This window comes from Ruegeria sp. H7 (genome assembly GCF_056532945.1).
Window position 1 is genome coordinate 144,938 of the sequence record NZ_JBQFNZ010000001.1, and the last position, 24,833, is coordinate 169,770.

At 59.6% G+C, this 24,833-nt stretch carries 26 protein-coding genes; 11 read left to right on the top strand and 15 right to left on the bottom strand.

The window, feature by feature from the left end:
* Both ACR0AC_RS00665 and ACR0AC_RS00670 read left to right on the top strand, forming a co-directional pair.
* A complete protein-coding gene (locus ACR0AC_RS00665) occupies positions 1-1,293 on the top strand; it encodes an O-acetylhomoserine aminocarboxypropyltransferase/cysteine synthase family protein (protein WP_170451344.1) in 1,293 nt (430 codons plus the stop codon).
* Positions 1,294-1,296: 3 nt separating this feature from the next.
* On the top strand, positions 1,297-2,007 hold the full coding sequence (locus ACR0AC_RS00670; protein WP_480871642.1) for a GNAT family N-acetyltransferase: 711 nt from the start codon (positions 1,297-1,299) through the stop codon (positions 2,005-2,007).
* 2 nt (positions 2,008-2,009) lie between these two features.
* On the opposite strand, the gene ACR0AC_RS00675 is transcribed toward ACR0AC_RS00670, so the two are convergent.
* Complete coding sequence (locus ACR0AC_RS00675; RefSeq protein WP_480871643.1) at positions 2,010-2,705, bottom strand: SIMPL domain-containing protein; 696 nt, start codon at positions 2,703-2,705, stop codon at positions 2,010-2,012.
* A 164-nt stretch (positions 2,706-2,869) separates the two neighbouring features.
* Between ACR0AC_RS00675 and ACR0AC_RS00680 the strand changes: the two genes are divergently transcribed.
* The gene (locus ACR0AC_RS00680; RefSeq protein ID WP_480780474.1) at positions 2,870-4,831 is read left to right on the top strand and encodes a hypothetical protein; all 1,962 of its coding nucleotides are present in this window, start codon (positions 2,870-2,872) and stop codon (positions 4,829-4,831) included.
* Positions 4,832-4,854: 23 nt separating this feature from the next.
* Here the strand turns inward: ACR0AC_RS00680 and hppD are convergent, their stop codons facing one another.
* Positions 4,855-5,952, bottom strand: coding sequence for a 4-hydroxyphenylpyruvate dioxygenase (gene hppD / locus ACR0AC_RS00685; protein WP_480625898.1), 1,098 nt, complete (start codon positions 5,950-5,952; stop codon positions 4,855-4,857).
* A 147-nt stretch (positions 5,953-6,099) separates the two neighbouring features.
* Here hppD and ACR0AC_RS00690 point away from each other — a divergent pair, with 147 nt between their 5' ends.
* Positions 6,100-6,555: an Lrp/AsnC family transcriptional regulator gene (locus tag ACR0AC_RS00690; protein ID WP_170451354.1), complete on the top strand. Its 456-nt coding sequence runs from the start codon at positions 6,100-6,102 to the stop codon at positions 6,553-6,555.
* A 19-nt stretch (positions 6,556-6,574) separates the two neighbouring features.
* Complete coding sequence (locus tag ACR0AC_RS00695; protein ID WP_170451356.1) at positions 6,575-8,455, top strand: monovalent cation:proton antiporter-2 (CPA2) family protein; 1,881 nt, start codon at positions 6,575-6,577, stop codon at positions 8,453-8,455.
* A gap of 31 nt (positions 8,456-8,486) precedes the next feature.
* Here the strand turns inward: ACR0AC_RS00695 and cobT are convergent, their stop codons facing one another.
* Positions 8,487-9,497 (bottom strand): nicotinate-nucleotide--dimethylbenzimidazole phosphoribosyltransferase, encoded by a 1,011-nt coding sequence (gene cobT / locus ACR0AC_RS00700; protein ID WP_480871644.1) that lies wholly within the window; start codon positions 9,495-9,497, stop codon positions 8,487-8,489.
* Positions 9,498-9,575: 78 nt separating this feature from the next.
* Between cobT and cobS the strand changes: the two genes are divergently transcribed.
* Positions 9,576-10,340, top strand: coding sequence for an adenosylcobinamide-GDP ribazoletransferase (gene cobS, locus ACR0AC_RS00705; protein WP_480871645.1), 765 nt, complete (start codon positions 9,576-9,578; stop codon positions 10,338-10,340).
* On the opposite strand, the gene ACR0AC_RS00710 is transcribed toward cobS, so the two are convergent.
* The 8 genes from ACR0AC_RS00710 to ACR0AC_RS00745 all read right to left on the bottom strand — a co-directional run bounded on the left by ACR0AC_RS00710 (position 10,337) and on the right by ACR0AC_RS00745 (position 16,837).
* Positions 10,337-11,098: a potassium channel family protein gene (locus ACR0AC_RS00710; RefSeq protein WP_170451362.1), complete on the bottom strand. Its 762-nt coding sequence runs from the start codon at positions 11,096-11,098 to the stop codon at positions 10,337-10,339. The genes cobS and ACR0AC_RS00710 overlap by 4 nt on opposite strands.
* Before the next feature lie 118 nt (positions 11,099-11,216).
* Positions 11,217-11,732, bottom strand: a complete 516-nt coding sequence (locus tag ACR0AC_RS00715) for a CarD family transcriptional regulator (RefSeq protein ID WP_170451364.1) — start codon at positions 11,730-11,732, stop codon at positions 11,217-11,219.
* 284 nt (positions 11,733-12,016) lie between these two features.
* Positions 12,017-12,355 carry a ferredoxin FdxA gene (fdxA, locus tag ACR0AC_RS00720; protein WP_170451366.1) on the bottom strand — a complete coding sequence of 113 codons (339 nt, stop codon included), beginning with the start codon at positions 12,353-12,355 and terminating at the stop codon, positions 12,017-12,019.
* 66 nt (positions 12,356-12,421) lie between these two features.
* The gene (locus ACR0AC_RS00725; protein ID WP_170451368.1) at positions 12,422-12,790 is read right to left on the bottom strand and encodes an RNA-binding S4 domain-containing protein; all 369 of its coding nucleotides are present in this window, start codon (positions 12,788-12,790) and stop codon (positions 12,422-12,424) included.
* A gap of 8 nt (positions 12,791-12,798) precedes the next feature.
* On the bottom strand, positions 12,799-13,104 hold the full coding sequence (locus ACR0AC_RS00730) for a hypothetical protein (protein WP_170451370.1): 306 nt from the start codon (positions 13,102-13,104) through the stop codon (positions 12,799-12,801).
* Positions 13,105-13,110: 6 nt separating this feature from the next.
* Positions 13,111-13,302: a hypothetical protein gene (locus tag ACR0AC_RS00735; RefSeq protein ID WP_170451372.1), complete on the bottom strand. Its 192-nt coding sequence runs from the start codon at positions 13,300-13,302 to the stop codon at positions 13,111-13,113.
* Positions 13,303-13,392: 90 nt separating this feature from the next.
* Positions 13,393-16,206 (bottom strand): helicase-related protein, encoded by a 2,814-nt coding sequence (locus ACR0AC_RS00740; RefSeq protein ID WP_480871646.1) that lies wholly within the window; start codon positions 16,204-16,206, stop codon positions 13,393-13,395.
* 22 nt (positions 16,207-16,228) lie between these two features.
* On the bottom strand, positions 16,229-16,837 hold the full coding sequence (locus ACR0AC_RS00745) for a tetratricopeptide repeat protein (RefSeq protein WP_170451376.1): 609 nt from the start codon (positions 16,835-16,837) through the stop codon (positions 16,229-16,231).
* Positions 16,838-16,867: 30 nt separating this feature from the next.
* Between ACR0AC_RS00745 and ACR0AC_RS00750 the strand changes: the two genes are divergently transcribed.
* The 3 genes from ACR0AC_RS00750 to ACR0AC_RS00760 all read left to right on the top strand — a co-directional run bounded on the left by ACR0AC_RS00750 (position 16,868) and on the right by ACR0AC_RS00760 (position 20,036).
* Positions 16,868-17,158 (top strand): SCP2 sterol-binding domain-containing protein, encoded by a 291-nt coding sequence (locus tag ACR0AC_RS00750; RefSeq protein ID WP_170451378.1) that lies wholly within the window; start codon positions 16,868-16,870, stop codon positions 17,156-17,158.
* Entirely contained in the window at positions 17,158-18,117 is a 960-nt protein-coding gene (locus tag ACR0AC_RS00755) for an alpha/beta hydrolase (RefSeq protein WP_480871647.1), read from the top strand. Before ACR0AC_RS00750 ends, ACR0AC_RS00755 begins: the two co-directional genes overlap by 1 nt.
* Positions 18,118-18,215: 98 nt before the next feature.
* Complete coding sequence (locus tag ACR0AC_RS00760; RefSeq protein WP_480871648.1) at positions 18,216-20,036, top strand: M3 family oligoendopeptidase; 1,821 nt, start codon at positions 18,216-18,218, stop codon at positions 20,034-20,036.
* Between the two features lie 89 nt (positions 20,037-20,125).
* Here ACR0AC_RS00760 and ACR0AC_RS00765 read toward each other — a convergent pair whose 3' ends face one another.
* Entirely contained in the window at positions 20,126-21,004 is an 879-nt protein-coding gene (locus tag ACR0AC_RS00765) for a LysR substrate-binding domain-containing protein (protein WP_480871649.1), read from the bottom strand.
* A gap of 116 nt (positions 21,005-21,120) precedes the next feature.
* Here ACR0AC_RS00765 and ACR0AC_RS00770 point away from each other — a divergent pair, with 116 nt between their 5' ends.
* Together ACR0AC_RS00770 and ACR0AC_RS00775 are read left to right on the top strand one after the other, a co-directional pair.
* The gene (locus tag ACR0AC_RS00770) at positions 21,121-21,870 is read left to right on the top strand and encodes an SDR family oxidoreductase (RefSeq protein WP_480871650.1); all 750 of its coding nucleotides are present in this window, start codon (positions 21,121-21,123) and stop codon (positions 21,868-21,870) included.
* A 17-nt stretch (positions 21,871-21,887) separates the two neighbouring features.
* Positions 21,888-22,271, top strand: a complete 384-nt coding sequence (locus ACR0AC_RS00775; protein ID WP_170517967.1) for an ectoine synthase — start codon at positions 21,888-21,890, stop codon at positions 22,269-22,271.
* Positions 22,272-22,357: 86 nt separating this feature from the next.
* Here the strand turns inward: ACR0AC_RS00775 and ACR0AC_RS00780 are convergent, their stop codons facing one another.
* From ACR0AC_RS00780 to rpoH, 3 genes are all read right to left on the bottom strand, one after another.
* Entirely contained in the window at positions 22,358-22,627 is a 270-nt protein-coding gene (locus ACR0AC_RS00780) for a DksA/TraR family C4-type zinc finger protein (protein ID WP_480871651.1), read from the bottom strand.
* Between the two features lie 69 nt (positions 22,628-22,696).
* Positions 22,697-23,671, bottom strand: coding sequence for a Gfo/Idh/MocA family protein (locus tag ACR0AC_RS00785; RefSeq protein ID WP_480871652.1), 975 nt, complete (start codon positions 23,669-23,671; stop codon positions 22,697-22,699).
* A gap of 144 nt (positions 23,672-23,815) precedes the next feature.
* Positions 23,816-24,712: an RNA polymerase sigma factor RpoH gene (gene rpoH, locus ACR0AC_RS00790; RefSeq protein WP_170451393.1), complete on the bottom strand. Its 897-nt coding sequence runs from the start codon at positions 24,710-24,712 to the stop codon at positions 23,816-23,818.
* Between the last annotated feature and the right edge of the window lie 121 nt (positions 24,713-24,833).

The following is a 24,833-nucleotide window of genomic DNA, read 5'->3' on the forward strand; positions in this document are numbered from 1 at the left end:
ATGTCTGACGGCCCCACCTACGGTTTCGACACGCTGCAAATTCACGCGGGCGCACGCCCGGACCCGGCAACCGGCGCGCGGCAGACACCGATCTACCAATCCACGGCCTATGTGTTCCGCGATGCCGACCACGCTGCAGCCCTGTTCAACCTGCAAGAGGTTGGGTTCATCTACTCGCGCCTGACCAACCCAACGGTGGCCGTGCTGCAAGAGCGTGTGGCGACTTTGGAAGGTGGCGTCGGTGCGGTTTGCTGTTCCTCGGGACATGCGGCGCAGATCATGGCGCTGTTCCCGCTGATGGGACCGGGCTGTAATGTGGTGGCCTCGACCCGTTTGTATGGCGGCACCGTCACCCAGTTCAGCCAAACGATCAAACGCTTTGGCTGGTCGGCCACGTTTGTGGACACCGACGATCTTGACGCCGTGAAGGCCGCCATCGACGAAAACACCCGCGCGGTGTTCTGCGAATCCATCGCCAACCCGGGCGGCTATGTCACCGACATCCGCGCGCTGGCGGATGTGGCTGACGAGGCAGGCATTCCGCTGATCGTCGACAACACCTCGGCCACGCCCTACCTGTGCCGCCCGATCGAACACGGGGCGACGCTGGTGGTGCATTCGACCACCAAGTATTTGACCGGCAATGGCACTGTCACCGGCGGTTGCATTGTGGATTCGGGCAAGTTCGACTGGTCGGCGAATGACAAGTTCCCCTCACTCAGCGAACCGGAACAGGCGTATCACGGGCTGAAATTCCACGAAACCTTCGGCCCGCTGGCCTTCACCTTCCATGGCATCGCCATCGGGTTGCGCGATCTGGGCATGACCATGAACCCGCAAGCCGCGCATTACACGCTGATGGGGATCGAGACCCTGTCGCTGCGGATGGAGCGTCATGTCGAGAACGCGCAAAAGATCGCAGCATGGCTCGAAGCCGATGATCGCGTGGACTACGTGACCTATGCGGGCCTGCCCTCGTCGCCCTATCACGACCGGGTCAAGGCGCAGTACCCTCGCGGCGCGGGTGCGCTGTTCACCTTTGCCGTCAAAGGTGGCTATGACGCCTGTATCAAGCTGGTCAACGCGCTGGAGATTTTCAGCCATGTCGCCAATCTGGGTGATGCCCGGTCGCTGATCATCCACTCGGCCTCGACCACGCACCGTCAGTTGACACCGGAACAGCAAGAGGCTGCGGGCGCAAGCCCCAACGTGGTGCGTGTATCCATCGGGATCGAGGATGCCAATGACCTGATCGCCGATCTGGATCAGGCCCTGGCCAAAGCCAGTAACTAAGCCATGAGCGGGCACGACACCAACGCGCTGGGTCAACCCATCGGTCTGCCGGTCACAGGCGATTTCCCGCGCCCGACACCGCCTTATACGCCGATGATGGGCCAGTATTGCTCGGTCGTGCCGCTGGACGTGAACAGACATGCGCCCGGATTGTTCCGGGCGTTTGCCAATGACGCCGATCATCGGAACTGGACCTACCTGCCCTACGGCCCGTTTGAGTCCGAGCCGGATTTTGAAACCTGGGCCCGCGCCAACTGTATGGATGCGGATCCGATGTTTCACACAGTCTTGGATGCGGATGAGGTGCCGGTGGGCACGGCCTCGTACCTGCGGATTGCGCCTGCGGCCGGGGCAATTGAGGTGGGGCACATCCACTTCTCCCCCCTGTTGCAGCGCAAGCCGCAATCGACCGAAGTTATGTACCTGATGATGAAACGTGTCTTCGACGAGTTGGGCTATCGCCGGTATGAATGGAAATGCGACGCGCTCAATGCCGCCTCGTGCCGGGCGGCGCAGCGATTGGGTTTCACGTTCGAGGGCATCTTCCGGCAGGCGACCCATTACAAGGGCCGCAATCGGGATACGGCGTGGTACGCGATCATCGACAGTGACTGGCCCCGTATCAAGGCCGCGTTCGAAGAATGGCTGTCGCCCGACAATTTCGACGCGGCGGGCCAGCAACGAAAACCGCTGATGACCCGCGCCGAGGCGTAGTCTTACTCGGAAATCTCGAATTCCATCGAGACGCTGACCGAAACCGAAATCTCTCCGCTGGCCACGGGTACACTACCGGCATCCGCCGCGCTGAAAGCGCGCATCTCGGCCATAGGGTGCACACCGCCACCGCGTTCCGAGATTGTCTGGACCGGACCCAAAGTGACATTTGCCGCTTGCGCCAGTTGCTCGGCCTTGGCTGTAGCTTCGCCCACCGCCTTGGCGCGGGCCTGCACCTCAATCGGTTTGGGGTCCTGCAAACCAAAGCTGAGGCCGCCGAAATCATTGGCCCCGTCCTGAATGACGGCATCCATGATCTGTCCCAACTGGCTCAGATCTCGCACCCGCACAAATACCCGGTTCGACGCAACAAAGCCTGTGATCTCGGGCGCGCTGCCGTCCCGCTGATTTCGATTCGACCAGACCGGCGACAGGGACAGGTCGCGCGTTTGCACATCCCGATCCTCGATCCCCATGTCGGTCAGACGGGCCAGAACCTGCGCCACAGCGTCCGATGTCGCCTGCATCGCCACAGAGGCTTCGGCGTTTTCGTTTGTCACGCCCAGCGTGATCGTCGCCATATCGGGCGCGACCTGCACGGTTCCCGTGGCGTCCACATTGATGCGACGTTCTTCCGCATGTGCCAGCCCGGCGGTTGTTGCGGCCATCATGGCGGCCAGAAAAGCGAATGTCTTCAAGGTCATCCCTCCAAACTAATTGCCTTCAACATGGGTTGGCAGGGCTTTGCCATACAAGGGGGGTGCTTGGCTTTTTCTTTCCCTCGGCGGCTTCCTGCTTTAGGGTCGGTCTGCAGGCGTGTTATCGTTTGCGCTGATGATATGAGTTATGGTTCCACGGGATTATGAAACCCGCCTTTGCGCTGTCATTTTCTACAACCGGAATTTCGCTGCACCACCTGTCCGAGGGCGAGTGGTACAGTATTGGAACCGTTTCTCTGGATGCGGATGATCTGAACGCGCAGATCCATGCGTTGCGGGATCAGGCCTTTGCGCTGGAAAATGACCTAAGCTGCAATGTGGTGATTCCGGCGGACCAGATTCGCTACCTCTCGGTTGAAACGGGTGATCTGTCGCCTGAAGACAGCGCACAGAAGGTTCGCGATGAGCTGGTTGCAGCAACGCCTTATGAGCATTCGGAACTGAGTTTCGCCACTGTCTGTCAGGACGGAACGACATTTGGCGCTGCGGTGTCGCTGCAAACGCTGAACGAAGCGCAGAGCTTTACTGCCGAGCACGGGTTTGTCCCGGTCGCCTACACGGCAGACCCCGACGAAGACACATTTCCCGGCAAGCCGGTGTTTGATCTGGACCCTGCGCCGGTTGCGCCCGTTGCTGTGCTCGAAATCGAACATCCTGCCGCACAGGTAGAGCCCGAGGTCGACGAAGAACCCGAACCAACGGTCCACGCCATTGCCGAAACGGCAGCACCCGATGCTTTCCGCTCGCCTGCTCCGCCGGATGCTGATGTGCCTTCGGGTGGCAACGGTTTTGATCCCAAACGTCTGACCGTTCCAGCCATCGCAGCGGCTGCTGTGTTGGCGGTGGCAATCGGCGCATGGTCCCTGATAGGCGCGCAAGATGAGGATGTTCTGGCCGAAGGCGAGCCCGACTTTCTGACCGCGACACCGGATGAAGAGGTCGCTCAAGACCTCGCCGAAACACCGCCGATTGAAACCGAGGTGGCGGGTGCGCCAACAACCGACCTTGTGCCGGATGAGGATACCTTGGCCTCGGTCGAACCTTCTGCGACACAACCGCAGGCGCCCGACGACCAGCCCGCCTTATCGCCAACAGACGCGGCGATTCTGGAGGCGTTGAAGGTGCAGCCAACCCCGGTGGAAGAGATCGAACGGGACTCCGACACCGCGCAAGACGTTGAACCGGGCGTCGTGGTTGTTGATCTTGCACCCGACCGCCCCAGCGAACCATCTCTGATCGAGCCGGACGATCTGTATCTTGCCTCAATCGACAAGTCCGATTTCTCGAACGACGCAGTGGCGCTGGCACCTGCCGAAAGCTTCGAAACGGATCTGCCGTTTGACGCCCCTGCCCTGACGCGCGCAGCCGTGGCGGGTTTCGATCTGGATGAGCGTGGGCTTGTGACACCTTCCCCGGACGGCACCCTGAACCCTGACGGCATTATGGTCTATCTCGGTCGCCCCGCCTCGGTTCCGCCGGATGTTCCCACGCGTTTCGAAGAGGAACCCGTGGTCGAGGAAACCGACACACGCCTTGCCAGGTTCCGCCCGAAACCCCGCCCGGACAATCTGGACGAACGGTTCGAGCGTCAGCAGTTGGGCGGTCGGTCCCTGGAAGAACTGGCAGTAATGCGGCCAAAACTCCGACCCGAATCCCTGCAAGCCGCGCCCGAGGTGGATGACACGCCCACCGCCCTGGCCGTTGTGCGCGTGCCACGCCCCAAAACCCGGCCCGCAGGTCTTGTGCGCGTCGCCGCAGCAGCCCCGGCCGCATCCAATCTGGGCTCAACCGCTGCTGTTGACCAAAACAGTGACGAGGCCGGATCGTTCCAGCCCAAGGCCGTCGCCCCCAAAATCCCGTCCACCGCGTCTGTTGCGCGGCAGGCGACCATCGACAACGCCATCAACCTGCGCAGGCTGAACCTGATCGGGGTCTATGGTACGCCCGCCAACCGGCGCGCTTTGGTCCGCTTGCCCAGCGGTCGGTACAAAAAGCTGAAGGTCGGTGACCGGGTTGACGGCGGCAAGGTCATCGCCATCAGCGACAGTGAGTTGCGGTATCAGAAAAAGGGCCGCAACGTGACCCTGTCGATGCCGCGTGGATGATCGCTTCGCCTATCAGGCGCGCGTCAAGCCGCCGAAATCTCGCCGCTTTCGATCTGCTCACGCTCGATGGATTCGAACAGGGCCTGAAAATTACCCTCGCCAAATCCGTCATCGCCCTTGCGCTGGATGAATTCGAAGAAGATCGGGCCGATCACGGTTTTTGAGAAGATTTGCAGCAAAATCCGGGTCTCACCCCCGTCCACAACGCCTTCGCCATCGATCAGGATGCCGTGTTTCATCATCCGGTCCAACGGCTCGTCATGATCCGTCACACGCTCTTTCGACATGTCGTAATAGGCGCGGTTCGGGCCGGGCATGAATTTCAGACCGTTCTCGGCGATGGCATCGGTCGAGGCATAGATATCCTCGCTGCCCACTGCGATATGCTGGATGCCTTCGCCCTTGTATTTCTTAAGGTAAGACACGATCTGCCCGGTCTCGCCGCGATCCTCGTTGATCGGGATACGAATGCGGCCACAGGGTGAGGTCAAGGCGCGGCTGTAAAGACCGGTGAACTTGCCCTGAATGTCGAAGAACCGGATTTCGCGGAAGTTGAACAGATCGCCGTAAAACCTGAACCACTTGTCCATGTTGCCCTTGTAGACATTGTGGGTCAGGTGATCGAGGTAATAGAACCCCTCACCGCGCGGCTTGGATTCCTTGATCCACTCGAATTCCTGATTGTAGGGCGATGTGTCGTAATACTGATCGATGAAATACAGCAACGATCCACCAATGCCCTTGATGGCAGGCACGTCCATGGTTTTGTCCGCCCCGTCATAGGGTTCGGCCCCTTTGGACACCGCGTGCTCATACGCCTTTTGCGCATCCACCACGCGCCAGCCCATCGCGGGCGCGCAGGGCCCGTGCTCGGCCACGAACTTGTCGGCAAAGCTGTCCGGGTCGGCGTTCAGAATATAGGTGACATCGCCCTGCTGCCACAGCTCGACCAGGGGTTTGGCCTTGTGGCGGGCGACCAGATCAAAGCCCATCTTGGCGAACAGGTCGCGCAGCTCTTGCGGGTTCGGATGGGCGAATTCGACAAATTCAAACCCGTCGGTGCCTGCGGGGTTTTCTGAACTGATAACGGATTTCGGGGCGTTGTGCGGGAAAGGACCCATGGCGCGTCTCCTTGGGAAGCCGGTAATTCTTTGCTGATTCTAAAATACGCCTTAACCAACGCTGTTTCTGCGCATTGTTTTCATGTAAAATAAAGAAAGACGCGCAAAACTCGCATCCAGTAAAAGAAAACTGAGAAAACGCCGCACATGCTTGATCATATCGATATCGGATTGCTTGCAGCATTGCAGCGGGACGCGCATCTGACGGCGCAACAGTTGGGCGAGGTGCTGAACCTGTCGGCCAGTCAGGCGGGTCGCCGCCGTCAGCGGCTTGAGGCCGAGGGTTATATCACAGGGTACGCCGCCCGGCTGGACCCGCTGAAGCTTGGGCTACATGTTCAGGGGTTCATCCAGGTTCATCTGGGCACCCATGGCCCCGAACAATCCGCCAGCTTTGCCCGAATGGTCGACGCCCGCCCCGAGATCACCAGCGCCTGGACGATGACGGGTGAGGCAGATTACCTGCTGCATGTCTATTGCGACGATCTTTCCGCGCTCAACAGCTTGCTTCATCAGGTGATCCTGCCGCATCCTGCTGTAGCACGGGTTCAAAGCCAGATCGTGATGGACCAACTGAAACGCGACGCCCCCCTGCCGACCTGAGCGGGCAACGAGGACACATATGGACGATTTCCTTTACCAGGCTTCAATTTATCTGGCTGCCGCCGTGATTGCCGTGCCCCTGTCGGCACGTCTGGGGCTGGGGTCAGTGCTTGGATACCTGGCCGCCGGCATCATCATCGGCCCCATTCTTGGCCTGGTCGGCGCGGAGACCGAAGATTTGCAGCACGTGGCCGAGTTCGGCGTCGTCATGATGCTGTTCCTGATCGGTCTTGAGCTGGAGCCACGGGCCTTGTGGGACATGCGGGACAGGCTGCTGGGGCTGGGCGGGCTGCAAGTCTTGTTGTCAACTGCCGTCATCGCGGGCGTTGCCTTTTATGCAAATCACCCTTGGTCCGTCGCCTTGGCCGTGGGGTTAACCTTATGCCTGTCCTCGACGGCGATTGTGCTGCAAACCCTTTCGGAAAAGGGCCTGATGCAGACAAATGGCGGGCGGGCCACCTTCTCGGTACTGCTGACGCAGGACATTGCGGTCATCCCGATTCTGGCCATGCTGCCCCTGCTTGCCCTGCCCGCCATCCCTCATATCGAGGCTGACGGCTCGATCGATCGCGGCGCTGAGCATCTGCATGACGCCGGACATCACAGCCTGTCTCTGGTCGAAGGGTTGCCGGGCTGGGCGGTTACGCTGGTGACGTTAGGCGCTATCGCTTTTGTCATTCTGGCAGGCGTCTACCTGACCCGCCCGCTGTTCCGTTTCATCCACGCCACCCGCCTGCGCGAGATGTATACGGCGCTGGCGCTGATGATCGTGGTGGGCATTTCCTTCCTGATGACCCTTGTCGGCCTGTCGCCCGCTCTGGGTGCCTTTCTGGCGGGCGTTGTGCTGGCCAGCTCGGAATTCCGGCACGAGATGGAAAGCGACCTTGAACCCTTCAAAGGGCTGTTTCTGGGGCTGTTCTTCATCACCGTAGGGGCCGGGATTGACGTTGCCTATTTCTTCAACGACCCGCTGGACCTGATTGGCTTGGCCCTGCTGGTGATCCTTGCCAAGGGGATCATCCTGTATATCGTCGGCAAGGCGTTCAAACTGAAGGGCCGGGATCATTGGCTGTTCACCCTGGGTCTGGCGCAGGCAGGCGAATTTGGCTTTGTGCTTCTGGCCTTTTCGCGGCAGCAGAACGTCATCCCGCAGGATCTGGCCCAGAAACTGCTGATGATCATTGCTCTGACGATGCTGATCACGCCCCTGCTGTTCATCATCTATGACGTGCTGTCGCGCAAAATCGGCGAACCCACCACCACGATGGAACCCGATGAGATTGACGAGAGAGGCCCGGTGATCATCGCCGGCATCGGGCGGTTCGGTCAGATCGTCAACCGACTTGTGGTGGCCAGCGGCTTCAAGACCATCGTTCTGGACCACGATATCGAAACCATCCAGTTGATGCGGCGTTTCGGCGTCAAAGGTTTTCTGGGGGATCCGACACGGCCCGAACTTTTGCGCGCTGCGGGGCTCGAGAAAGCCTCGGTTCTTGTCGCCGCGATGGATGATCGGAAAACGGTGACGCGGCTGGTCGGCTTTGCCCGACGACAGCGCCCGGACCTGCACATCATCGCGCGCGCCCATGACAGAACCCATGTGTACGAGCTGTATCAGGCCGGAGCCAACGACATCGTGCGTGAGATGTTCGACAGTTCCTTGCGCGCCGGGCGCTATGTTCTGGAGAATATCGGCCTCAGCGAATACGAGGCCGCGCAGGCCGAACAGACCTTTTATCACCACGACCGGACGTCAGTGCGCGAACTGGCCGAGCTGTGGATCCCGGGCATGCCGACGGCCGAGAACAAAAAGTACATCGAGCGTGCGCAGAAACTGGAAAAGGATCTGGAAACGGCGCTTCTGGAACTGGCCGAAGAACATGCCAAGAAATCCGCCTGACCGGGGCCGCAGCCCGGGTCAGGCGCTTTGTTTATCCGTCTGAAACGCCTGCCTCGGCAAAGGTTGCCATGCCCGAATGGCAGGCAACCGCGCTTTTGAGGATGTTGATCGCCAGGGCTCCGCCCGAGCCTTCGCCCAACCGCAGACCAAGGCTCAGCAGGGGATCCTTGCCCAGCTTCGACAGCATGGCCCCATGTGCGCCCTCTGCGCTTTGGTGACCGGCAACCGCGTGATCCAGCGCCGAGGCGGACACGCGCGCCAGACATGCGGCGGCTGAGGTGCAGATAAATCCGTCCAGGATGACCGGAATACGCAGGACGCGCGCAGCGGCGATAGCGCCTGCCATTGCCGCTATCTCGCGCCCGCCGAGGCAGCGCAGAATATCCAGCCCGTCCTCGCTGGCATGGCGCGCCACGCCTTCGGCCACAACGCGGGTTTTGTTGGCAAGGCCCGCATCGTCGACGCCGGTCCCGCGCCCGGTCCAGTCCGAGGCATCCCCGCCGAATAGCGCACAGGCAATGGCCGCTGCGGGGGTGGTGTTGCCGATCCCCATCTCGCCGACCACCAGCAGATCGGATTGCGGGTCCACGGCATTCCAACCGGTTTGCAGAGCGCTGAGCAGTTCGGCCTCGGTCATGGCAGGCTCTTGCGTGAAATCCGCCGTGGGGCGATCCAGTTCCAGCGCGTGGACGTCCATCTTGGCCCCCGCTGCCTTGGCCAACTGATTGATCGCCGCGCCGCCATGTTCGAAATTCATCACCATCTGAACGGTGACCTCGGGCGGAAAGGCCGAAACGCCCTGCGCCGTCACCCCGTGGTTGCCCGCAAATACGATGACCTGAGGGGCTTCAATTTGTGGCCGTGCATCCCCGCGCCAGGACGCGTACCAGATCGCCAAATCCTCAAGCCGCCCCAGCGCGCCGGGGGGTTTGGTCAACTGACCATTGCGCTCGGCTGCACCGGTCGCCGCGGCGGTGTCCGGTCCCGGCGCGATGGTCAACGCTTCGCGGAACGTGTTCAAATCATTCAGTTCGGGCAGCATCAAAGCCTCATTGCATCAGAGTGGTCCTGTGTGTTTAACCGAAGCTGAGATACCAACAAGACCCCGAAAGGCGCGAGGGTGCATAAAAACGACACCAATCCGGTTTCCGCGCAGGATATACCGCTGGCGCTGGTCCTGCTGACCCGCCTGCCCGTTCCCCGTTTGCCCAAGCATGTCTTTGCCCGTCAGGCACAGGCGGTTTGGGCCTTTCCCATCGTCGGGCTGGTGATCGGCGCATTGGCCTGCTTTGTCGGCTGGATCGCGCTGACGCTTTCGGTGCCGCCATTCATTTGCGCCGCGTTGCTGGTGGCAACCCTGATCATGACGACCGGAGCGATGCACGAGGACGGGTTGGCCGACACGTTCGACGGGCTTTGGGGCGGGTTCACGCGCGAACGACGGCTGGAGATCATGAAGGACAGTCAAATCGGCACCTATGGCGTGCTGTCCCTGATTGGTTCGCAACTGATCCGCATTTCGGCAATCGCAAGCCTTCTGGCTGCCGGCGCGGTCTGGGGTATTTTGGCGGCCTGCGTGTTTTCGCGCGCTGTCATGCCCGTTCTGATGGCCGGGCTGCCGAACGCACGGCAATCGGGGCTAAGCCATTCTGTTGGCGCGCCGACCTTTATGGCCGTTGTAATTTCCTTGGGTTTGGCTCTTGCTATCGGTCTGCTGCTGATCGGTGCGCAATTCCTACTGCCTGCCCTGTGCGCGGCGTTGATCGTGGTGGGGCTGGCACTTGTCGCCAAGGTAAAGATCGGCGGGCAGACCGGGGATATTCTGGGCGCGTCCCAGCAACTGGCCGAGATCACGTTCCTGATCGCCCTGACCGCTTTGATCTAGGAAACGCCGCCCGTCTTGATGTGCAGGGTGCAACCGCAATGTTTACAATGCACCGCGTCCGGGTCGTGCCGGTACAGGCCACAGCTGGGGCATTTGTGGCGCACTTTCTGCGGCATGAAGATCGCCTGCGCCAGCCGCACAAACAAGGCCACACCAACCACCATGATAAAAACCGAAAACAGCTTGCCCCACGGCGTGGACAGCGTGATGTCGCCAAACCCTGTCGTGGTCAGGGTCGCCATCGTGAAATACAGCGCGTCGATATAGGGGTTGGGCGTGTTCTCGGGGATGAAGAACACCAGAACAGCGGTCGAGGTTGCAAAGACGAAAACCAGCAGGTTGATAGCTGCGATAACAGCGTCTTCATGCGTGCGGAAAAAGTTGCTGTCGCGCCGCAGATCCCGCAGCAGATGATAGGAATGGATCAGACGCAGAGCCCTGAGGATGCGAAGGAATGCCAGATTGCCTGTCAGAAACGGGTCAAGCACCAGCGATACGATCACAACAATATCGGCCAGGGTGTAAATCTGGCGCAGCAGCTTCCACCGGTCCTTTGATATCCACATCCGGGCCGAAAAATCCAGCATGATCAGCAAGCCAAGTATGATGCTGATCGCCGTCACCCATGGCCCATGCGGGAAATGGGCCGTGGCGACAAAAAATACGATTGTCGCCACGTCGAACAGGATCAGCCCATATCGGAACCAGACCGAAACCGGGTCTTTGCCAATGTAAAGAAACTTGACCGTCTGCTTCATCCCGACCCTGTATCTGCTTGCATCTACAGCAAAACTAGCCGGTATTCAGAAATCCACCAAGCAACGAAAAAGGCCGCCCCGGTGCCAGGGCGGCCTTTCCAATTCAAACGTCGCAAACTTAAGCAGCGGCAGCGCGCGAGGTCAAAACGTCATCCACCTGCTTGGCAGCCGAAATCTCTCCGGCACCGGAAACGGCGGCGACTTCGCGGGTCAGACGCTCAAGCGCGGCTTCGTACAGCTGACGCTCGGAATAGCTCTGCTCGCGCTGATCGTCGGTGCGGTGCAGGTCGCGGACCACCTCTGCAATCGAGATCAGATCGCCCGAGTTGATCTTTTGTTCATATTCCTGCGCCCGGCGCGACCACATGGCGCGTTTCACCTTGGCCTTGCCCTTCAGCGTCTTCATCGCCTGGCTGATCACGTCAGGCGAGCTGAGCGACCGCAGACCGGATTCGGTGACCTTGTTGGTCGGAACCCGCAGGGTCATCTTGTCTTTCTCAAATGAGATGACAAACAGCTCGAGCGAGAAACCCGCGACGTCCTGCTCCTCGATCGAGATGATCTGGCCCACGCCATGGGCGGGGTAGACAACATAGTCGTTGGGGCGGAACTCAAGCTTTTTCGACTTTGTCATTCAGTTTATTCCTTGGTTACGGACCGGGACGCAGACGACAAAACGCCACAAGCGGGGTCTGGTTCAGCCCCGTCTGGCGGCATATTCGTCACAAAATCAGAACTCCAAAGCGAGCATACTTACGGAGTACATCCCAATCTCAGTCATCATGTAGGATCGGAGTATATCACAAAAATGCGACACCCGAAAGTTTACCTAAGGTAAAATTTCATTATTCGACCTGTTTTCAACAGGCTAACCCGCGTTGGCGCTGAAATCACACCAACGCGGTTCAGGCGAATCGCTTAGCCGCCCTCGCCAGGAGCTTCGGAGAAATACTTCTCCATCTTGCCTTCTTCGCCATCCCGTTCTTCCGCGCCGGGCAGAGGGTCTTTTTTGGTGACGATCACCGGCCATTGTTCCGAGAACTTGCGGTTGAACTCGACCCACTGCTCCATGCCCGGCTCGGTATCGGGCCGGATGGCATCGGCGGGGCATTCGGGTTCGCACACGCCGCAATCGATACATTCATCGGGGTGGATGACCAGCGTATTCTCACCCTCGTAGAAACAGTCCACCGGGCATACTTCGACACAGTCGGTGTATTTGCAGGCGATGCAGTTTTCGGTGACGACATAGGTCATGGTGGGATTCCCATTAGCGGTTTGGGCGTCTAGCTAATTCAGTCTGCGCGCCTCTTCAAGAGAGGATCACCCTTTGTGGGTGCGAGAAAGATCAAGCGCGCGGCGTTCTTTCTTGGTTGGACGACCTTTTCCCTCATATCCCGGATTTTCAGGAGGGCTTTCCCGTTTTTCCGTCATATCGAAGTAAAGCGTCTGCGCCTCGGGGGCCGGACCGCGGCGTTCGCCCAGCTTTTCGACGCGTACAACCCGGACGATACGCCCCTGCGGGAAGGTCAGAACATCACCGGGCGCCACCGCTTGCGCCGGTTTCAGCACCCGGTTTCCGTTCAAACGCACGTGACCGCCGCTGACCTGTTTGGCGGCCAGGCTGCGGGTCTTGAAGAACCGCGCCTGCCACAACCATTTGTCGATCCGGAGCTTGGTATCAGTGGTCATGATGACCTTCAGGGTGTAAGTAAGTTGAATTTCAACAGCAGATCATAGCCGGTCATGATCACATTTATGAACAATGCCACAACGATTGTGGAAATATTGTCCCGCATGACCCCGCCAAATTCTTCGGCTGAAGATTTTTCGCAGGTTGCCAAAATGAAAAACAGACAAATGATCGCCGATATATTGAAGAAATTCACCGCGACGGCAATGAAGTCATTTTGGGTTTCCGTGACGCCGTTCCCGAATGTCCAAAAGTAGTAGACGGCCACTCCTATCAAGGCGGCCGCCAGGGAAATCGTCAGGGATTTTGGCATTTTGTCTTACTTTTGAGGAATTTCATTTGTCAGGACAACACCTGACACACCGGCAGCCGCACCCAGTAAAACCGCCAGCGCCATCGGGCCGGAAACAGCCAAAACTGCCGCACACGCGCCCAAAGCGGGAACCCCCCCGTTAACGATCATGTCGCGGGAGGAGAACTTCTTTTTAACTTTCTTACTTTGAGCGGGCATATCGCTATTCCACCTCAAATCCATCTGGCCTTTATGATATAGGAACCCTCTGGAAACCTGCAAGAAAAAACGCCAAAGGCTGGATAACGATCAGTTACCGTCCTTCAGGCCCATCAGCGCGGCAGCGAACGGGTTATCGGGATCGATGGCCTTTTCCTTTTTCGGAGGCCGCGACGAGAAGGTCTTGGAGCCTTGCGGCTTGCCACCTTTCTTGCCCTGCGGTTTGCCGCGTCCGTCCTGAGGCTTGCCGCGCGGTTTGCCCTTGCCCTGCCCCTGCTCGCGGCGCGGGCCACGGGATTGCTGGCGCTGGCGACCCCAGGTGAAGGTGTAGAAGACCTCGACCTCGGGTTCATCTGACGCGGGTGCCTCGGCTGCCGCCTCGGTGCTGTCGGTGGCCTCGGCTGACGCCTCGGCGGGTGCGGCGGTTTCTTCCGCAACGGCTTCGGCTGCCGGGGTTTCTTCGGCGGCGGGTTGCTCGGTCGTTTCTGCCGCTGGCTGTTCAACAGGCTGTTCGACGGGCGCAGGTTTGACTTTCTCGCGCTCGCCGCGTTCAGCCTTGTAGCCCAGCCCCTGCATCAGGTCGGCAAACTGCTCCAGCGTCATGCCGGTGATCGACAGCATGTCGGGCTTGGCTTCGAACCCGCCCCGGCTGTCCTCGGCACGCAGCATGTCGGCCAGACGTTCCAGCATGTCGATCCGGATCGAGCGTTCGCCCGCGTCGCGGTAGCCGCACATGGTGTCATAGCCCTGCGGCGCGTCCTTGGCGACGGGCACGGTGACCAGACCCGGAGGCGGTGCGTCCGGAAACTCCTGCAAGCCTTGTGCCAACGCCCACAGAACCAGACGCAGGCGCGTGGGTGCGGGTTTCAGCAAGAGCGGCATGAAGATGGTGAACTGACCAAAACGGATGCCATGCTTGCGCAGCGCACCACGGGCGTCCTGATCCAGATCCTTGACCTCTTGCGCGACCTGCGCGCGGGGCAGCACGCCCAGCGCCTCGACCATGCGGAAGGCAAAACCCTTGGCCAGACCGCTCAGTTCCTCGTCTCGTGACAGGTTCAGCAGCGGCTCGAACAGCGCGGCCACTTTGCGGTCGATGAAGTGTTGCAGACGGCGCTGAACTTTCTGTTCCACATCGGGACCTGCGGCCTCATCTACAAAAACCTCGACCACGGGTTTCAGGGGGTCTGCCCCGGCAACCAGTTTGCCGACAGCATATTCGCCCCACATCAGGCCACCCTGATCGGTGAAATCAATTTCGGTATCGGGCGCGTTGTAGAAGCGGTCGGCACGCAGATGGAATTGCGGCGCGAGTGCTTGCAAGGACGCCGATTTCAAAGCTTTCGCCTCGGTCCCCTGCGCGCTTTTGTCCGGCGAGAACCGGAACCCTTCCAGACGACCGACGAATTCGCCTTCGACGGTCACTTCACCCTTGTCATTTACTTCGGCCAAAAGGGCCTCCTTCTGTTTGAGCCGGCGCAGCAATACGGATGTACGCCGGTCCACAAATCGTTGGGTCAGACGGTCATGCAGAGCGTCCGACAGCCTGTCTTCTACAGTGCGCGTCTCATCACGCCAATGCGATTCGTCGCGTACCCAGTTGTTTCGTTGCGCAACATATGTCCAGGTGCGAATATATGCCAACCTTTTGGACAATGCATCGATATCGCCGTCGGTCCGGTCAATCCGGCGGATTTGCCGCGCCATGAAGTCATCGGGGATGCCGCCGCGTTCGTGCAGGTGGCCATAGATCACCTCGAGCAGGCTGGCATGTTCGGCATGGCTGATGCCGCGGAAATCGGGGATTCGGCAGACATCCCACAGCAGGCGGATCGACGGACCATCACTGGCGCGGGCCGCCACTTCGGTCACTTGCGACAGCGACTTGAGCACGTTCAGGTCGTCGGCAGGCCGCGCCTTGATCAGGTGTTCGTCATTCGGGCTGACCTCAAGCGAGTCGATCAGCGCGTCAACTGAGCCGAACCGCAAAGCGGCATTCCGCCAGTTCAGCTTTTTCATCGGCGTGAAACGGCTGTCCATGATCGCCTGCGCAACGCCTTCGTCCAGCGGCGGGGCCTCTCCGGTCACGCCAAAGGTGCCATCGGACATGCCGCGCCCTGCCCGACCTGCGATCTGCGCCAACTCGTTGGGCGCAAGGGGGCGCATCCGGCGGCCGTCGAATTTGGTCAGGGACGAAAACGCCACATGGTTCACGTCCAGATTGAGGCCCATGCCAATGGCGTCAGTTGCGACCAGATAATCAACCTCGCCATTTTGATAGAGTTCAACCTGTGCGTTCCGCGTGCGCGGGCTGAGCGCGCCCATGACCACAGCAGCCCCGCCCTTTTGGCGGCGCAAAAGCTCGGCGATGGCATAGACGTTATCGACCGAAAAGCCGACGATGGCGCTGCGCGCGGGCATCCGGCTGATTTTCTTGGATCCGGCATAGACCAGCTGCGACATGCGTTCGCGGCGAACGAACTGCGCCTCTGGGACCAGCGCTGCAATTGGCCCGCGCATGGTGTCCGAGCCCAGAAACAGAGTCTCGTTGGTGCCACGGGACCGCAGCAGGCGGTCGGTGAACACATGGCCGCGCTCGGGGTCGGCGCAAAGCTGGATTTCGTCGATGGCCACGAAATCGGCGCCCATGCCCTCGGGCATCGCCTCGACGGTGCAGACCCAATACTGCGCGCGCGGTGGCACGATCCGTTCCTCGCCCGTGACCAGCGCCACAACCGAGGGGCCACGAATGGCGACGATCTTGTCATAGACCTCGCGCGCCAGCAGGCGCAACGGCAGGCCTATGACACCGGTGCGGTGCCCCAGCATGCGTTCGATCGCGTAATGGGTTTTGCCTGTGTTTGTCGGGCCAAGTACGGCCACTATTCGGGATGACCCGCTCACCTTTGCCCCCTGCCCCGGTTCGTCAGAGCGCTGAGCCCTCGACCTGAGGCTTCAGTCGATTCACGGCATTGGTTACTTCTTCGTGGTGCGGATGTATAGCCAGCGCGCGCGAATAGGCATCGAATGCCTGTTCGGGCTTTCCAACGATCTCGAAAATCAGACCCAGGCCATAGATCGCTTCGTAATTGTTGGGGTTCAGGGTCAGGGCATATTCCAGATCGGCCGCAGCCATACCGAACCGTTCTAGCCCAAAAAACGCCGAGGCGCGCAGATGCCAGCCTTCCGCGAAATCGGGCGCGTGATCCGTCAGAGCGGTCAGGTGCTCGATAGCTGCGTCAACGTCGCCCTCATCCAACGCGTCGCGCCCGCGCTCCAGCAGTAAATCCGCCGAGGCCGACCCCGATTGCGACCACAGCGCCTGCAACTGCCGGTCAAGGCCAATGGCCTGCTCGGGCGCTGATTGCGCCAATTGTTGCAGCAACTGCGATTCATCCCGGGAATCGGCCTGCTGAGCGGCAGAAACTCCGGAAAACATGACTAGGACGGCAAGTGCCGCAACGGTACCTTTGAGATTGATCATTGCAATGCCCATAACAATCGTCAGTGTAGCGTTGCGACCGCGGATGTCCATTCACGGCGCACTAACAAAATGAGGAACACCATGAGCGAGATTCTTGAAAAGGCGGCAGCCGCACTGAACGAAAAACTGTCGGGTGGCGCGTTTGACGCCTCGGCCAAGTTTGCGATTGCCGAGCACGGCGCCATCGTTCTGGATGCAGACGGCGCACGCGTCAGCGATGAAGACGCAGATGTGACCCTGACCGCCGATGCTGACACGTTCGAACAAATCCTCAGCGGTGAACTGAACCCGACGGGCGCGTTCATGTCCGGCAAGCTGAGCGTGGACGGTGACATGGGTATTGCCATGAAACTTGCCTCGGTGCTGGCCTGATGGAGTTGTCGTCGGCCCCCTTGTTCGAAGATGTGGCCGGCGGTCCTGCTGGTGGTGCGGCCCATTGGCTGCACACCGCAGATCAAAAGCGTATCCGCGTGGGCCATTGGCGGCCCGAAGGCGATACGCACGGCACGGTCTTCATGTTTCCGGGCCGAACCGAGTATATTGAGAAATACGGCAGCACAGCGGGTGAGTTCGCAGAACGCGGTTTTGCCATGCTTGCCGTCGACTGGCGCGGCCAGGGTCTGGCGGATCGCCTGCTGGACAACCCGCGTGTGGGTCATGTGGACCACTTCCCGGACTATCAGCACGACGTGAATGCGGTTTTGGATCTGGCGACACAGCTTGACCTGCCGAAACCCTGGTATGTCATCGGCCACTCGATGGGCGGTGCCATTGGCCTGCGTGCTGTGATCGAGAAGAATTGCTTTGCCGCGTGCGCCTTCACGGGGCCGATGTGGGGCATTTTCTTCACGCCGATCATGAAACCGCTCAGCCGTGTCACCGCGTATTGGGGAACGGCCCTTGGGTTGGGCGAACGGACGCCGCCGACAACCTCGCTGGACAGCTATGTGTTGACGCAACCGTTCGAAGGCAACGTCCTGACCCGCGATCCGGTGATGTACAAGATGATGCAGGATCAGCTAGAGGCGCATCCCGAATTGTCGCTTGGCGCACCGTCAAACCTGTGGCTGCGCGAGTCACTGGACGAATGCGCCTGGTTGATGGATCAGCCTGCCCCGGACACAGCCTGCCTGACCTTCCTGGGTAGTCACGAACAGATCGTGGATCGCAAGGCAATCCGGACGCGTATGGCCAACTGGCCCAACGGGAAGCTGGTCGAGATACCGGATGGCGAACACGAGGTTCTGATGGAGGCCCCCGACGTGCGCGGACCGGTTCTGGATCAACTCGCAGCGCATTTTCTGGCCAATCAATCCAACGGTACACCCTAGCCCCCACTTGTATTGATCGCCTGTGTGCAAACTGGCCGCTTGTGATCCCCGCGCGCCAGCCCTAGATGTTTGCCAAAGCAGTCTTCAAAAGGTGATCTATGCGCGACCTTCCCTTTCCCGTCCGTGATGCGAATGCCGTCGGCGGTGCCGACAATCTGGGCAACCTGCCGGAATGGGATCTGAGCGATCTCTACACCGCAGAAGACGCGCCCGAGCTGGATCGCGATCTGGGATGGCTGGAAGGCGAATGTGCGTCTTTTGCTGCGGACTACGAAGGCAAGCTGGCCGAACTGGACGCCAACGGCCTGCTGACCTGCGTGCTGCGCAACGAAAAGATCAACGCGATCGCCGGGCGGATCATGTCCTTCGCGGGCTTGCGCTATTACCAGCTGACCACCGATGCCGACCGCGCCAAATTCCTGTCGGATATGCAGGAAAAGATCACGATATTCACCACTCCGCTGGTCTTCTTCACGCTGGAACTTAACCGCATCGACGACGATGTGCTGAAGGCGCATTTCGACGCCAATGCCGATCTGGCCCGGTACGAGCCGGTCTTCCGCCGCATCCGCGCGATGAAACCCTATCAACTGTCCGACGAACTGGAGAAGTTTCTGCACGATCTGGGCGTCGTCGGTGACGCATGGGAACGCCTGTTCGACGAAACCATCGCCGGGCTGACCTTTACCGTCGATGGCGAAGAGCTGAATATCGAAGGCACCCTGAACCTGCTGACCGAACAGGACCGCAGCAAACGCGAGGCGGCGGCGCGCGAACTGGCTAGCGTATTTCAGGACAACATCAAAACCTTCGCCCGCGTGCACAACACGCAGGCCAAGGAGAAAGAGATCCTCGACCGCTGGCGCAACATGCCGACAGCTCAAACCGGTCGCCATCTGTCGAACGACGTCGAACCCGAAGTGGTCGAGGCCCTGCGCGAGGCCGTCGTGGCGGCCTACCCCAAACTCAGCCATCGCTACTATGAGTTGAAACGCAAATGGCTGGGTCTGGACGTCATGCAGGTCTGGGATCGCAACGCGCCCCTGCCGATGGAAGACACACGGATCGTCGGCTGGGAAGAGGCCGAAAAGACGGTGATGGACGCATACAACGCGTTTGATCCGCGTATGGGAGAGATCGCCTCGCCCTTCTTTTCGAAAGGCTGGATCGATGCAGCGGTGAAACCGGGTAAGGCGCCCGGCGCCTTTGCGCATCCAACCGTGACTGACGTGCATCCTTATGTGATGCTGAACTATCTGGGCAAACCGCGCGACGTGATGACCCTGGCGCATGAGCTGGGCCACGGCGTGCATCAGGTTCTGGCCGCGGATCAGGGTGAGATGCTGTCATCCACGCCGCTGACATTGGCTGAAACGGCGTCGGTGTTTGGCGAAATGCTGACCTTCCGCAAGATGCTGGATCAGGCCGAAACGCCGGAACAGCGCAAGGTGCTGCTGGCCGGCAAGGTCGAGGATATGATCAACACGGTGGTCCGCCAGATCGCCTTCTACGATTTCGAATGCAAACTGCACGCCGCACGCCGCGAAGGCGAGTTGACCCCGGATGACATCAACGCCCTGTGGATGAGCGTTCAGGCCGAAAGCCTTGGTCCGGCATTTGAATTCATGGAAGGGTATGAGACCTTCTGGGCCTATATCCCCCACTTCGTCCACTCGCCCTTCTACGTCTACGCCTATGCCTTTGGCGACGGCCTCGTGAACGCGCTCTATTCCGTTTACGAAAGCGGTGCCGAGGGGTTCGAAGACAAGTATTTCGAGATGCTGCGCGCTGGTGGGTCGAAACATCACAAGGAACTGCTGGCCCCGTTTGGGCTGGACGCGAGCGATCCGAAGTTCTGGGACAAGGGCCTGTCGATGATCTCGGGCTTCATCGATGAATTGGAGGCGATGGAGGGCTAAAGCGGCCCTTCAAAGGATTGACGACCACGCTTTGCGCAACAAACCGGGCTTTTGACCGCATTCGCCGGGCTTCGATGGGAGCCCGGTGATCAAAGGGACATGAGCCACTTCTTGAATATTCTCACCGTGACCCTCTCCTGATCGCCGGGGCGGCAGACAAAGTAGAGCCCGCGATCCAGAGGAACACGGCTTTCATCAAGGCGGATCAATCGGCCAAGGTTCAAATCCCTTTCCGCTAAAAGATGTCTGGCCAGCGCCACACCTTGTCCGTCTATCGCCGCCTCTAACAAAACAGCACTGTCCACGTATTTGATGCTCTGCGCATTGATCCGATCAGGGTTCAACCCGACTTGTGCGGCCCAGCTTTCCCAGCCGATATTGAAGGCATCGTGCAATAAAGGCAGGTCCGCCACATCCTCGGGCCGCATCGGCAGGCGCGTTTTCCCAACAAGGGACGGCGCGGCCACGACAATCAGGTCTTCTTGTCTGATTTGCTCATGATACAGCCCGTCCCAACCGGGCTCCCCAAACCGCAGGGCGACATCGACCTCGGATGTATCGAAATCCGCAAAGGCATCGTTTGTATCCAGCAACAACGCGATCCCCGGATGGTCCTGCTGAAAGGACCCGAGCAGCGGCACAAGCCATTTGAGCGCCAGCGACGTGGACAAAGACACGGTGATCGACTGGCGGTGATGCAGCCGCTTCACCTCGGCCACGCCCAGTTGCAAGGCCGAAAAGGCCCCGCGTGTCGAGTGATACAGGCGTTCCCCGGCCTTGGTCAGTTCAACGCCATTCGGGCGACGGTGAAAGAGTGTCACACCCAGATGCAGTTCCAACAGTTTGATCTGCCGACTGATCGCCCCGTGCGTGACGTTCAGCGCATCCGCCACCTTGGACAGGCTCGAATGGGTTGCGGTTTCGTCAAAGGCCTGAAGGGCGCGCAGGTGTCTAAGGTTTTCCGTCATGTGAGGAAACCTAACAGCTATGCCCGATAAACTCGATAAGTCCGCTTAAACCTGCAGGGTTAGTCTGCCGTTAACTCAAAAAACCTCACAGAACATTTGCGCGGGAAGGACACACTATGGCTGACGTCAAAGTTGCACTTATGACAGGGACCGGACAAGGCATTGGCCGGGGGTGCGCCATCGAAATGGCAAAGGCAGGCTACAAGGTCTCGCTGATGTCCCCGTCCAATCGGTCTGTCCAATTGGCCGAAGAGCTTGGGGGCATTGGCCGCCGCGGCTCGGTGCTGGATGTCGATGATCTGCAGGCAATGATCGACACAACCATGAGCAAGTATGGCAGGATCGATGCCATCGTCAGCAATATGGGTCATGGCGGAACGGTTCCGGAAGCCATCAAAACCGTTGGCTTCGATCCTGATTTTGACGGGCCGCTGTTGGAGCTGAGCGATGAACTATGGCACGAAAGCCTGGACATGTATGTGCTGAACGTCGTCAAGATCGCCCGCATCGTCACGCCCATACTGATCGAACATGGCGGCGGTGCATTCGTGAATATCTCGTCCATGAACACAATCGAGCCGCGTGCGCCTTACCCCATGAGCATGCTGCGCGGCGCGTTGCACAGTTTCTCAAAGCTTTACGGCGACCGCTATGCACGGCACAACATTCGCATGAACAATCTGCTGCCGGGATTCTGCGAGAACGTGAACCTGTCCGAACGGGCCCGCCGGGAAATCCCCGCGCAGCGCCCCGCGACATTCGAGGAGATTGGACAGGCCTGCGTATTTCTCGCCAGCGAGGGGGCCAGATACATTAATGGTCAGAGTATACTGTCCGACGGCGGGATGAACCGCGCGGTACGATAACAACGAGGCAGCGAAAGATGATTGTTAAGACGCTCAAAGACATCCTTGGCTCAGATCGGGACGTTTCCGGCCCGGGGTGGAACAGCCGGCGGCTATTGTTGGCATCTGACGGCATGGGATTTACGCTGACGGATACGATCATCAAGAAGGGCGCCGAGCTTGAGCTTGAATACACCCATCATCTGGAGGCGTGCTATTGCATCGAAGGCAAGGGCCAGATCAGGGCGTTCAACGACGAAACCTGGCATCCGCTTGAACCATTTACCCTGTATGCCCTGGATCAGCATGACCGGCACATCGTGCGCGCCACGGATGTTGATCTGCGTCTGGTCTGCGTCTTTACCCCGCCCCTCAGCGGGCGAGAAGTGCACCGCGAAGACGGCAGTTATGCGTTAGATTAATCCTGACAGCAGTGTTTCGGGCCGGTCTGCGATTTATGCAAATTGCAGCATCGCTTGAGGTTGGGTCAAAGCAGCCACAACACAGGTCACTTTAACTGGCTATCCTTGGACCCCCGCCGATTGATCCCGCCGCGCGACTTGAAACTGCTGTCCCGCTCCTGTTGGCACTCCAGACACAGCTTCACACCCGGCAGCGCGGCGCGGCGTTTCTCGGGGATCGGTTCCTCGCACTCCGCGCAATGGGTCAGGCTTTCGCCCTCGGGTCGCTTTTGCGCCTGCATCCAGGCCAGTTCGTCAGAAATCGACGCCTCGATCTGTTCACTTACCGCACCGTCGCGTGCCCAGCCGCCTGCCATGGGTCCTCTCCTGTTCCGAAGGGTGACAGGATAACCGAGCCAGCGGCTATGGCAAGTTATGGGGGCAAGTTACAGGGCCACTGCTCCGTCAAACACCTGATCAATCATCAGCTGCGTCCCGCGTGAGAATTCCAGCGGGCACGGGTAATCGACACCCTCGCGCACGGATCGACAAAACGCCTCGATCTGCAGCTTGTAGTGATCGTCGCCCGGAAAGCGCGTGACCTGAACCTCAAGTCCCGGACGGTGCAGTTCAACCCGCGCCTCGCCAAAGACCCGCGCGTTGAACGGGGCGGTCAGGCGGATCACGCCGCTTTCGCCGTGAAACACCATCTCCTGATGCGGGTGCATCCGGATCGAGACATAAGCCGAATAGGTGAAGTCGGGGAATTGCGCCCGAATCTCGGTGAAGGCATCAATCCCGTTTTCCCAACGGATCGCAGATTGAACGCTGCCCGGCTCCTGCCCTGTCGCGAAGCGCGTCGAGCCGATCACGTAAACGCCGATATCCCGCAGGCCACCTCCGCCCGTTTCCGCCTTGTTGCGGATGTTTCCAGTGTCCGCGCGGTTGTCAAAGCTGAACGCGCCGGTCACATGCGCCAGTTTGCCAATGGCCCCGTCTGCGATTAGCTTGCGGGCCAACTGCCACTGTGGGTGGTGGACGATCATATAAGCCTCAGCCGCCAGCAGACCGGTTTGATCACGTTTGGCAATCAAATCGTCGAACTCATCAGCGCGCATGGTCATGGGCTTTTCACACAGCACATGCTTGCCCGCATCCAGCGCCTTCAGGCTCCATTCCACATGCAGGTGGTTTGGCAGAGGGATATAAACCGCATCGATCTGCGGGTCCGCCAGTATCGCCTCGTAGCTGTCATAAGTGTTTAGTTCCGGACAGAACGCCTGAAACGGAGCGGCCTTCGCAGGATCCGAGGTCGCCAGCCCGTAAAGCTGCGCGCGGTCTGCTGCGTGGATCGCCGGGGCCAGATACTGACGCGCAAATTTCGAGGCCCCAAGAACGCCCCATCGAACCGGTTTCTGCATTGTCCCCTCCGCCGTTAGCGCAACCAAAGTTGGGTTCTACTTAACGGCAGAAGGCCGCGCTGTCATGCAGGTTTCGCCGGGATCAGCCAAAAGAAAACCGACCCAACAGGGTTGAGCCGGTCATCCTGTTCACAGGCAACCCGTTCAGACAGTGCCGAGCATACCCTTCTCGCGCGCCAAATCGCGCATCTTCTTCTGCAGCTTTTCAAAGGCGCGCACCTCGATCTGGCGGATGCGTTCGCGGCTGACATTGTACTGTGTGCTCAGCTCTTCCAATGTAACGGGCTGATCCATCAACCGGCGTTGAGTCAGAATGTCCTTCTCACGATCATTCAGAACTTCCAAAGCGGCTGCCAGCAGCTCGCGCCGCGCGTCCAGTTCATCGCGCGCCTCATAATCACCGGCCTGATCTGCGTCTTCATCCTCAAGCCAGTCCTGCCATTGCATGGTACCTTCGCCTTCGGATCCGACGGTCGCGTTCAGCGAGGCATCGCCGCCCGACATCCGGCGGTTCATGCTGATCACTTCTTCTTCGGTCACGCCCAGATCATTGGCAATCTGCGCGACATTCTCGGGGCGCAGATCGCCCTCTTCCAGCGCACCAATGCGGGCCTTGGCCTTGCGCAGGTTGAAGAACAGCTTTTTCTGCGCCGAGGTCGTGCCCAGCTTGACCAGCGACCAGGACCGCAGGATGTATTCCTGGATCGAGGCGCGGATCCACCACATTGCATAGGTGGCAAGGCGGAAACCCTTTTCCGGGTCGAACCGTTTGACGGCCTGCATCAGGCCCACGTTCGCTTCGGAAATCACTTCGGCCTGCGGCAGGCCATAGCCGCGATAGCCCATGGCGATTTTGGCCGCCAGGCGCAGGTGCGATGTCACCATTTTATGCGCGGATTCAGTGTCCTGCTCTTCGACCCAACGCTTGGCCAGCATGTATTCTTCTTCCGGCTCAAGCAGAGGAAACTTGCGGATTTCCTGCATATAGCGGTTCAGGCCGCCCTCGGGCGTCGGTGCGGGGAGATTTGCGTAATTGGCCATGTATGATGTCCCTCCGACAAATGTTTAAGTCTTTAACATAGGAGATAGGTAAGGAACCCACCCCTTTCAAGAGGTACCGTTAACAGTTTGGAATTAAGCTTAGGTAAAGGAAAGATAAGAA

Bases quoted from the DNA above. Each gene is read 5' to 3' on its own strand.
- ACR0AC_RS00690 (WP_170451354.1), top strand. From the start codon at position 6,100: ATGCTTGATCATATCGATATCGGATTGCTTGCAGCATTGCAGCGGGAC.
- ACR0AC_RS00785 (WP_480871652.1), bottom strand. From the start codon at position 23,671: ATGCAGAAACCGGTTCGATGGGGCGTTCTTGGGGCCTCGAAATTTGCG.
- rpoH (WP_170451393.1), bottom strand. From the start codon at position 24,712: ATGGCCAATTACGCAAATCTCCCCGCACCGACGCCCGAGGGCGGCCTG.
- ACR0AC_RS00680 (WP_480780474.1), top strand. From the start codon at position 2,870: ATGAAACCCGCCTTTGCGCTGTCATTTTCTACAACCGGAATTTCGCTG.
- ACR0AC_RS00670 (WP_480871642.1), top strand. From the start codon at position 1,297: ATGAGCGGGCACGACACCAACGCGCTGGGTCAACCCATCGGTCTGCCG.
- ACR0AC_RS00745 (WP_170451376.1), bottom strand. From the start codon at position 16,837: ATGGACATCCGCGGTCGCAACGCTACACTGACGATTGTTATGGGCATT.
- ACR0AC_RS00750 (WP_170451378.1), top strand. From the start codon at position 16,868: ATGAGCGAGATTCTTGAAAAGGCGGCAGCCGCACTGAACGAAAAACTG.
- ACR0AC_RS00755 (WP_480871647.1), top strand. From the start codon at position 17,158: ATGGAGTTGTCGTCGGCCCCCTTGTTCGAAGATGTGGCCGGCGGTCCT.
- ACR0AC_RS00770 (WP_480871650.1), top strand. From the start codon at position 21,121: ATGGCTGACGTCAAAGTTGCACTTATGACAGGGACCGGACAAGGCATT.
- hppD (WP_480625898.1), bottom strand. From the start codon at position 5,952: ATGGGTCCTTTCCCGCACAACGCCCCGAAATCCGTTATCAGTTCAGAA.
- ACR0AC_RS00725 (WP_170451368.1), bottom strand. From the start codon at position 12,790: ATGACCACTGATACCAAGCTCCGGATCGACAAATGGTTGTGGCAGGCG.
- ACR0AC_RS00765 (WP_480871649.1), bottom strand. From the start codon at position 21,004: ATGACGGAAAACCTTAGACACCTGCGCGCCCTTCAGGCCTTTGACGAA.
- ACR0AC_RS00730 (WP_170451370.1), bottom strand. From the start codon at position 13,104: ATGCCAAAATCCCTGACGATTTCCCTGGCGGCCGCCTTGATAGGAGTG.
- ACR0AC_RS00780 (WP_480871651.1), bottom strand. From the start codon at position 22,627: ATGGCAGGCGGCTGGGCACGCGACGGTGCGGTAAGTGAACAGATCGAG.
- ACR0AC_RS00710 (WP_170451362.1), bottom strand. From the start codon at position 11,098: ATGAAGCAGACGGTCAAGTTTCTTTACATTGGCAAAGACCCGGTTTCG.
- ACR0AC_RS00695 (WP_170451356.1), top strand. From the start codon at position 6,575: ATGGACGATTTCCTTTACCAGGCTTCAATTTATCTGGCTGCCGCCGTG.
- ACR0AC_RS00760 (WP_480871648.1), top strand. From the start codon at position 18,216: ATGCGCGACCTTCCCTTTCCCGTCCGTGATGCGAATGCCGTCGGCGGT.
- ACR0AC_RS00665 (WP_170451344.1), top strand. From the start codon at position 1: ATGTCTGACGGCCCCACCTACGGTTTCGACACGCTGCAAATTCACGCG.
- ACR0AC_RS00715 (WP_170451364.1), bottom strand. From the start codon at position 11,732: ATGACAAAGTCGAAAAAGCTTGAGTTCCGCCCCAACGACTATGTTGTC.
- ACR0AC_RS00775 (WP_170517967.1), top strand. From the start codon at position 21,888: ATGATTGTTAAGACGCTCAAAGACATCCTTGGCTCAGATCGGGACGTT.
- cobT (WP_480871644.1), bottom strand. From the start codon at position 9,497: ATGCTGCCCGAACTGAATGATTTGAACACGTTCCGCGAAGCGTTGACC.
- fdxA (WP_170451366.1), bottom strand. From the start codon at position 12,355: ATGACCTATGTCGTCACCGAAAACTGCATCGCCTGCAAATACACCGAC.
- ACR0AC_RS00735 (WP_170451372.1), bottom strand. From the start codon at position 13,302: ATGCCCGCTCAAAGTAAGAAAGTTAAAAAGAAGTTCTCCTCCCGCGAC.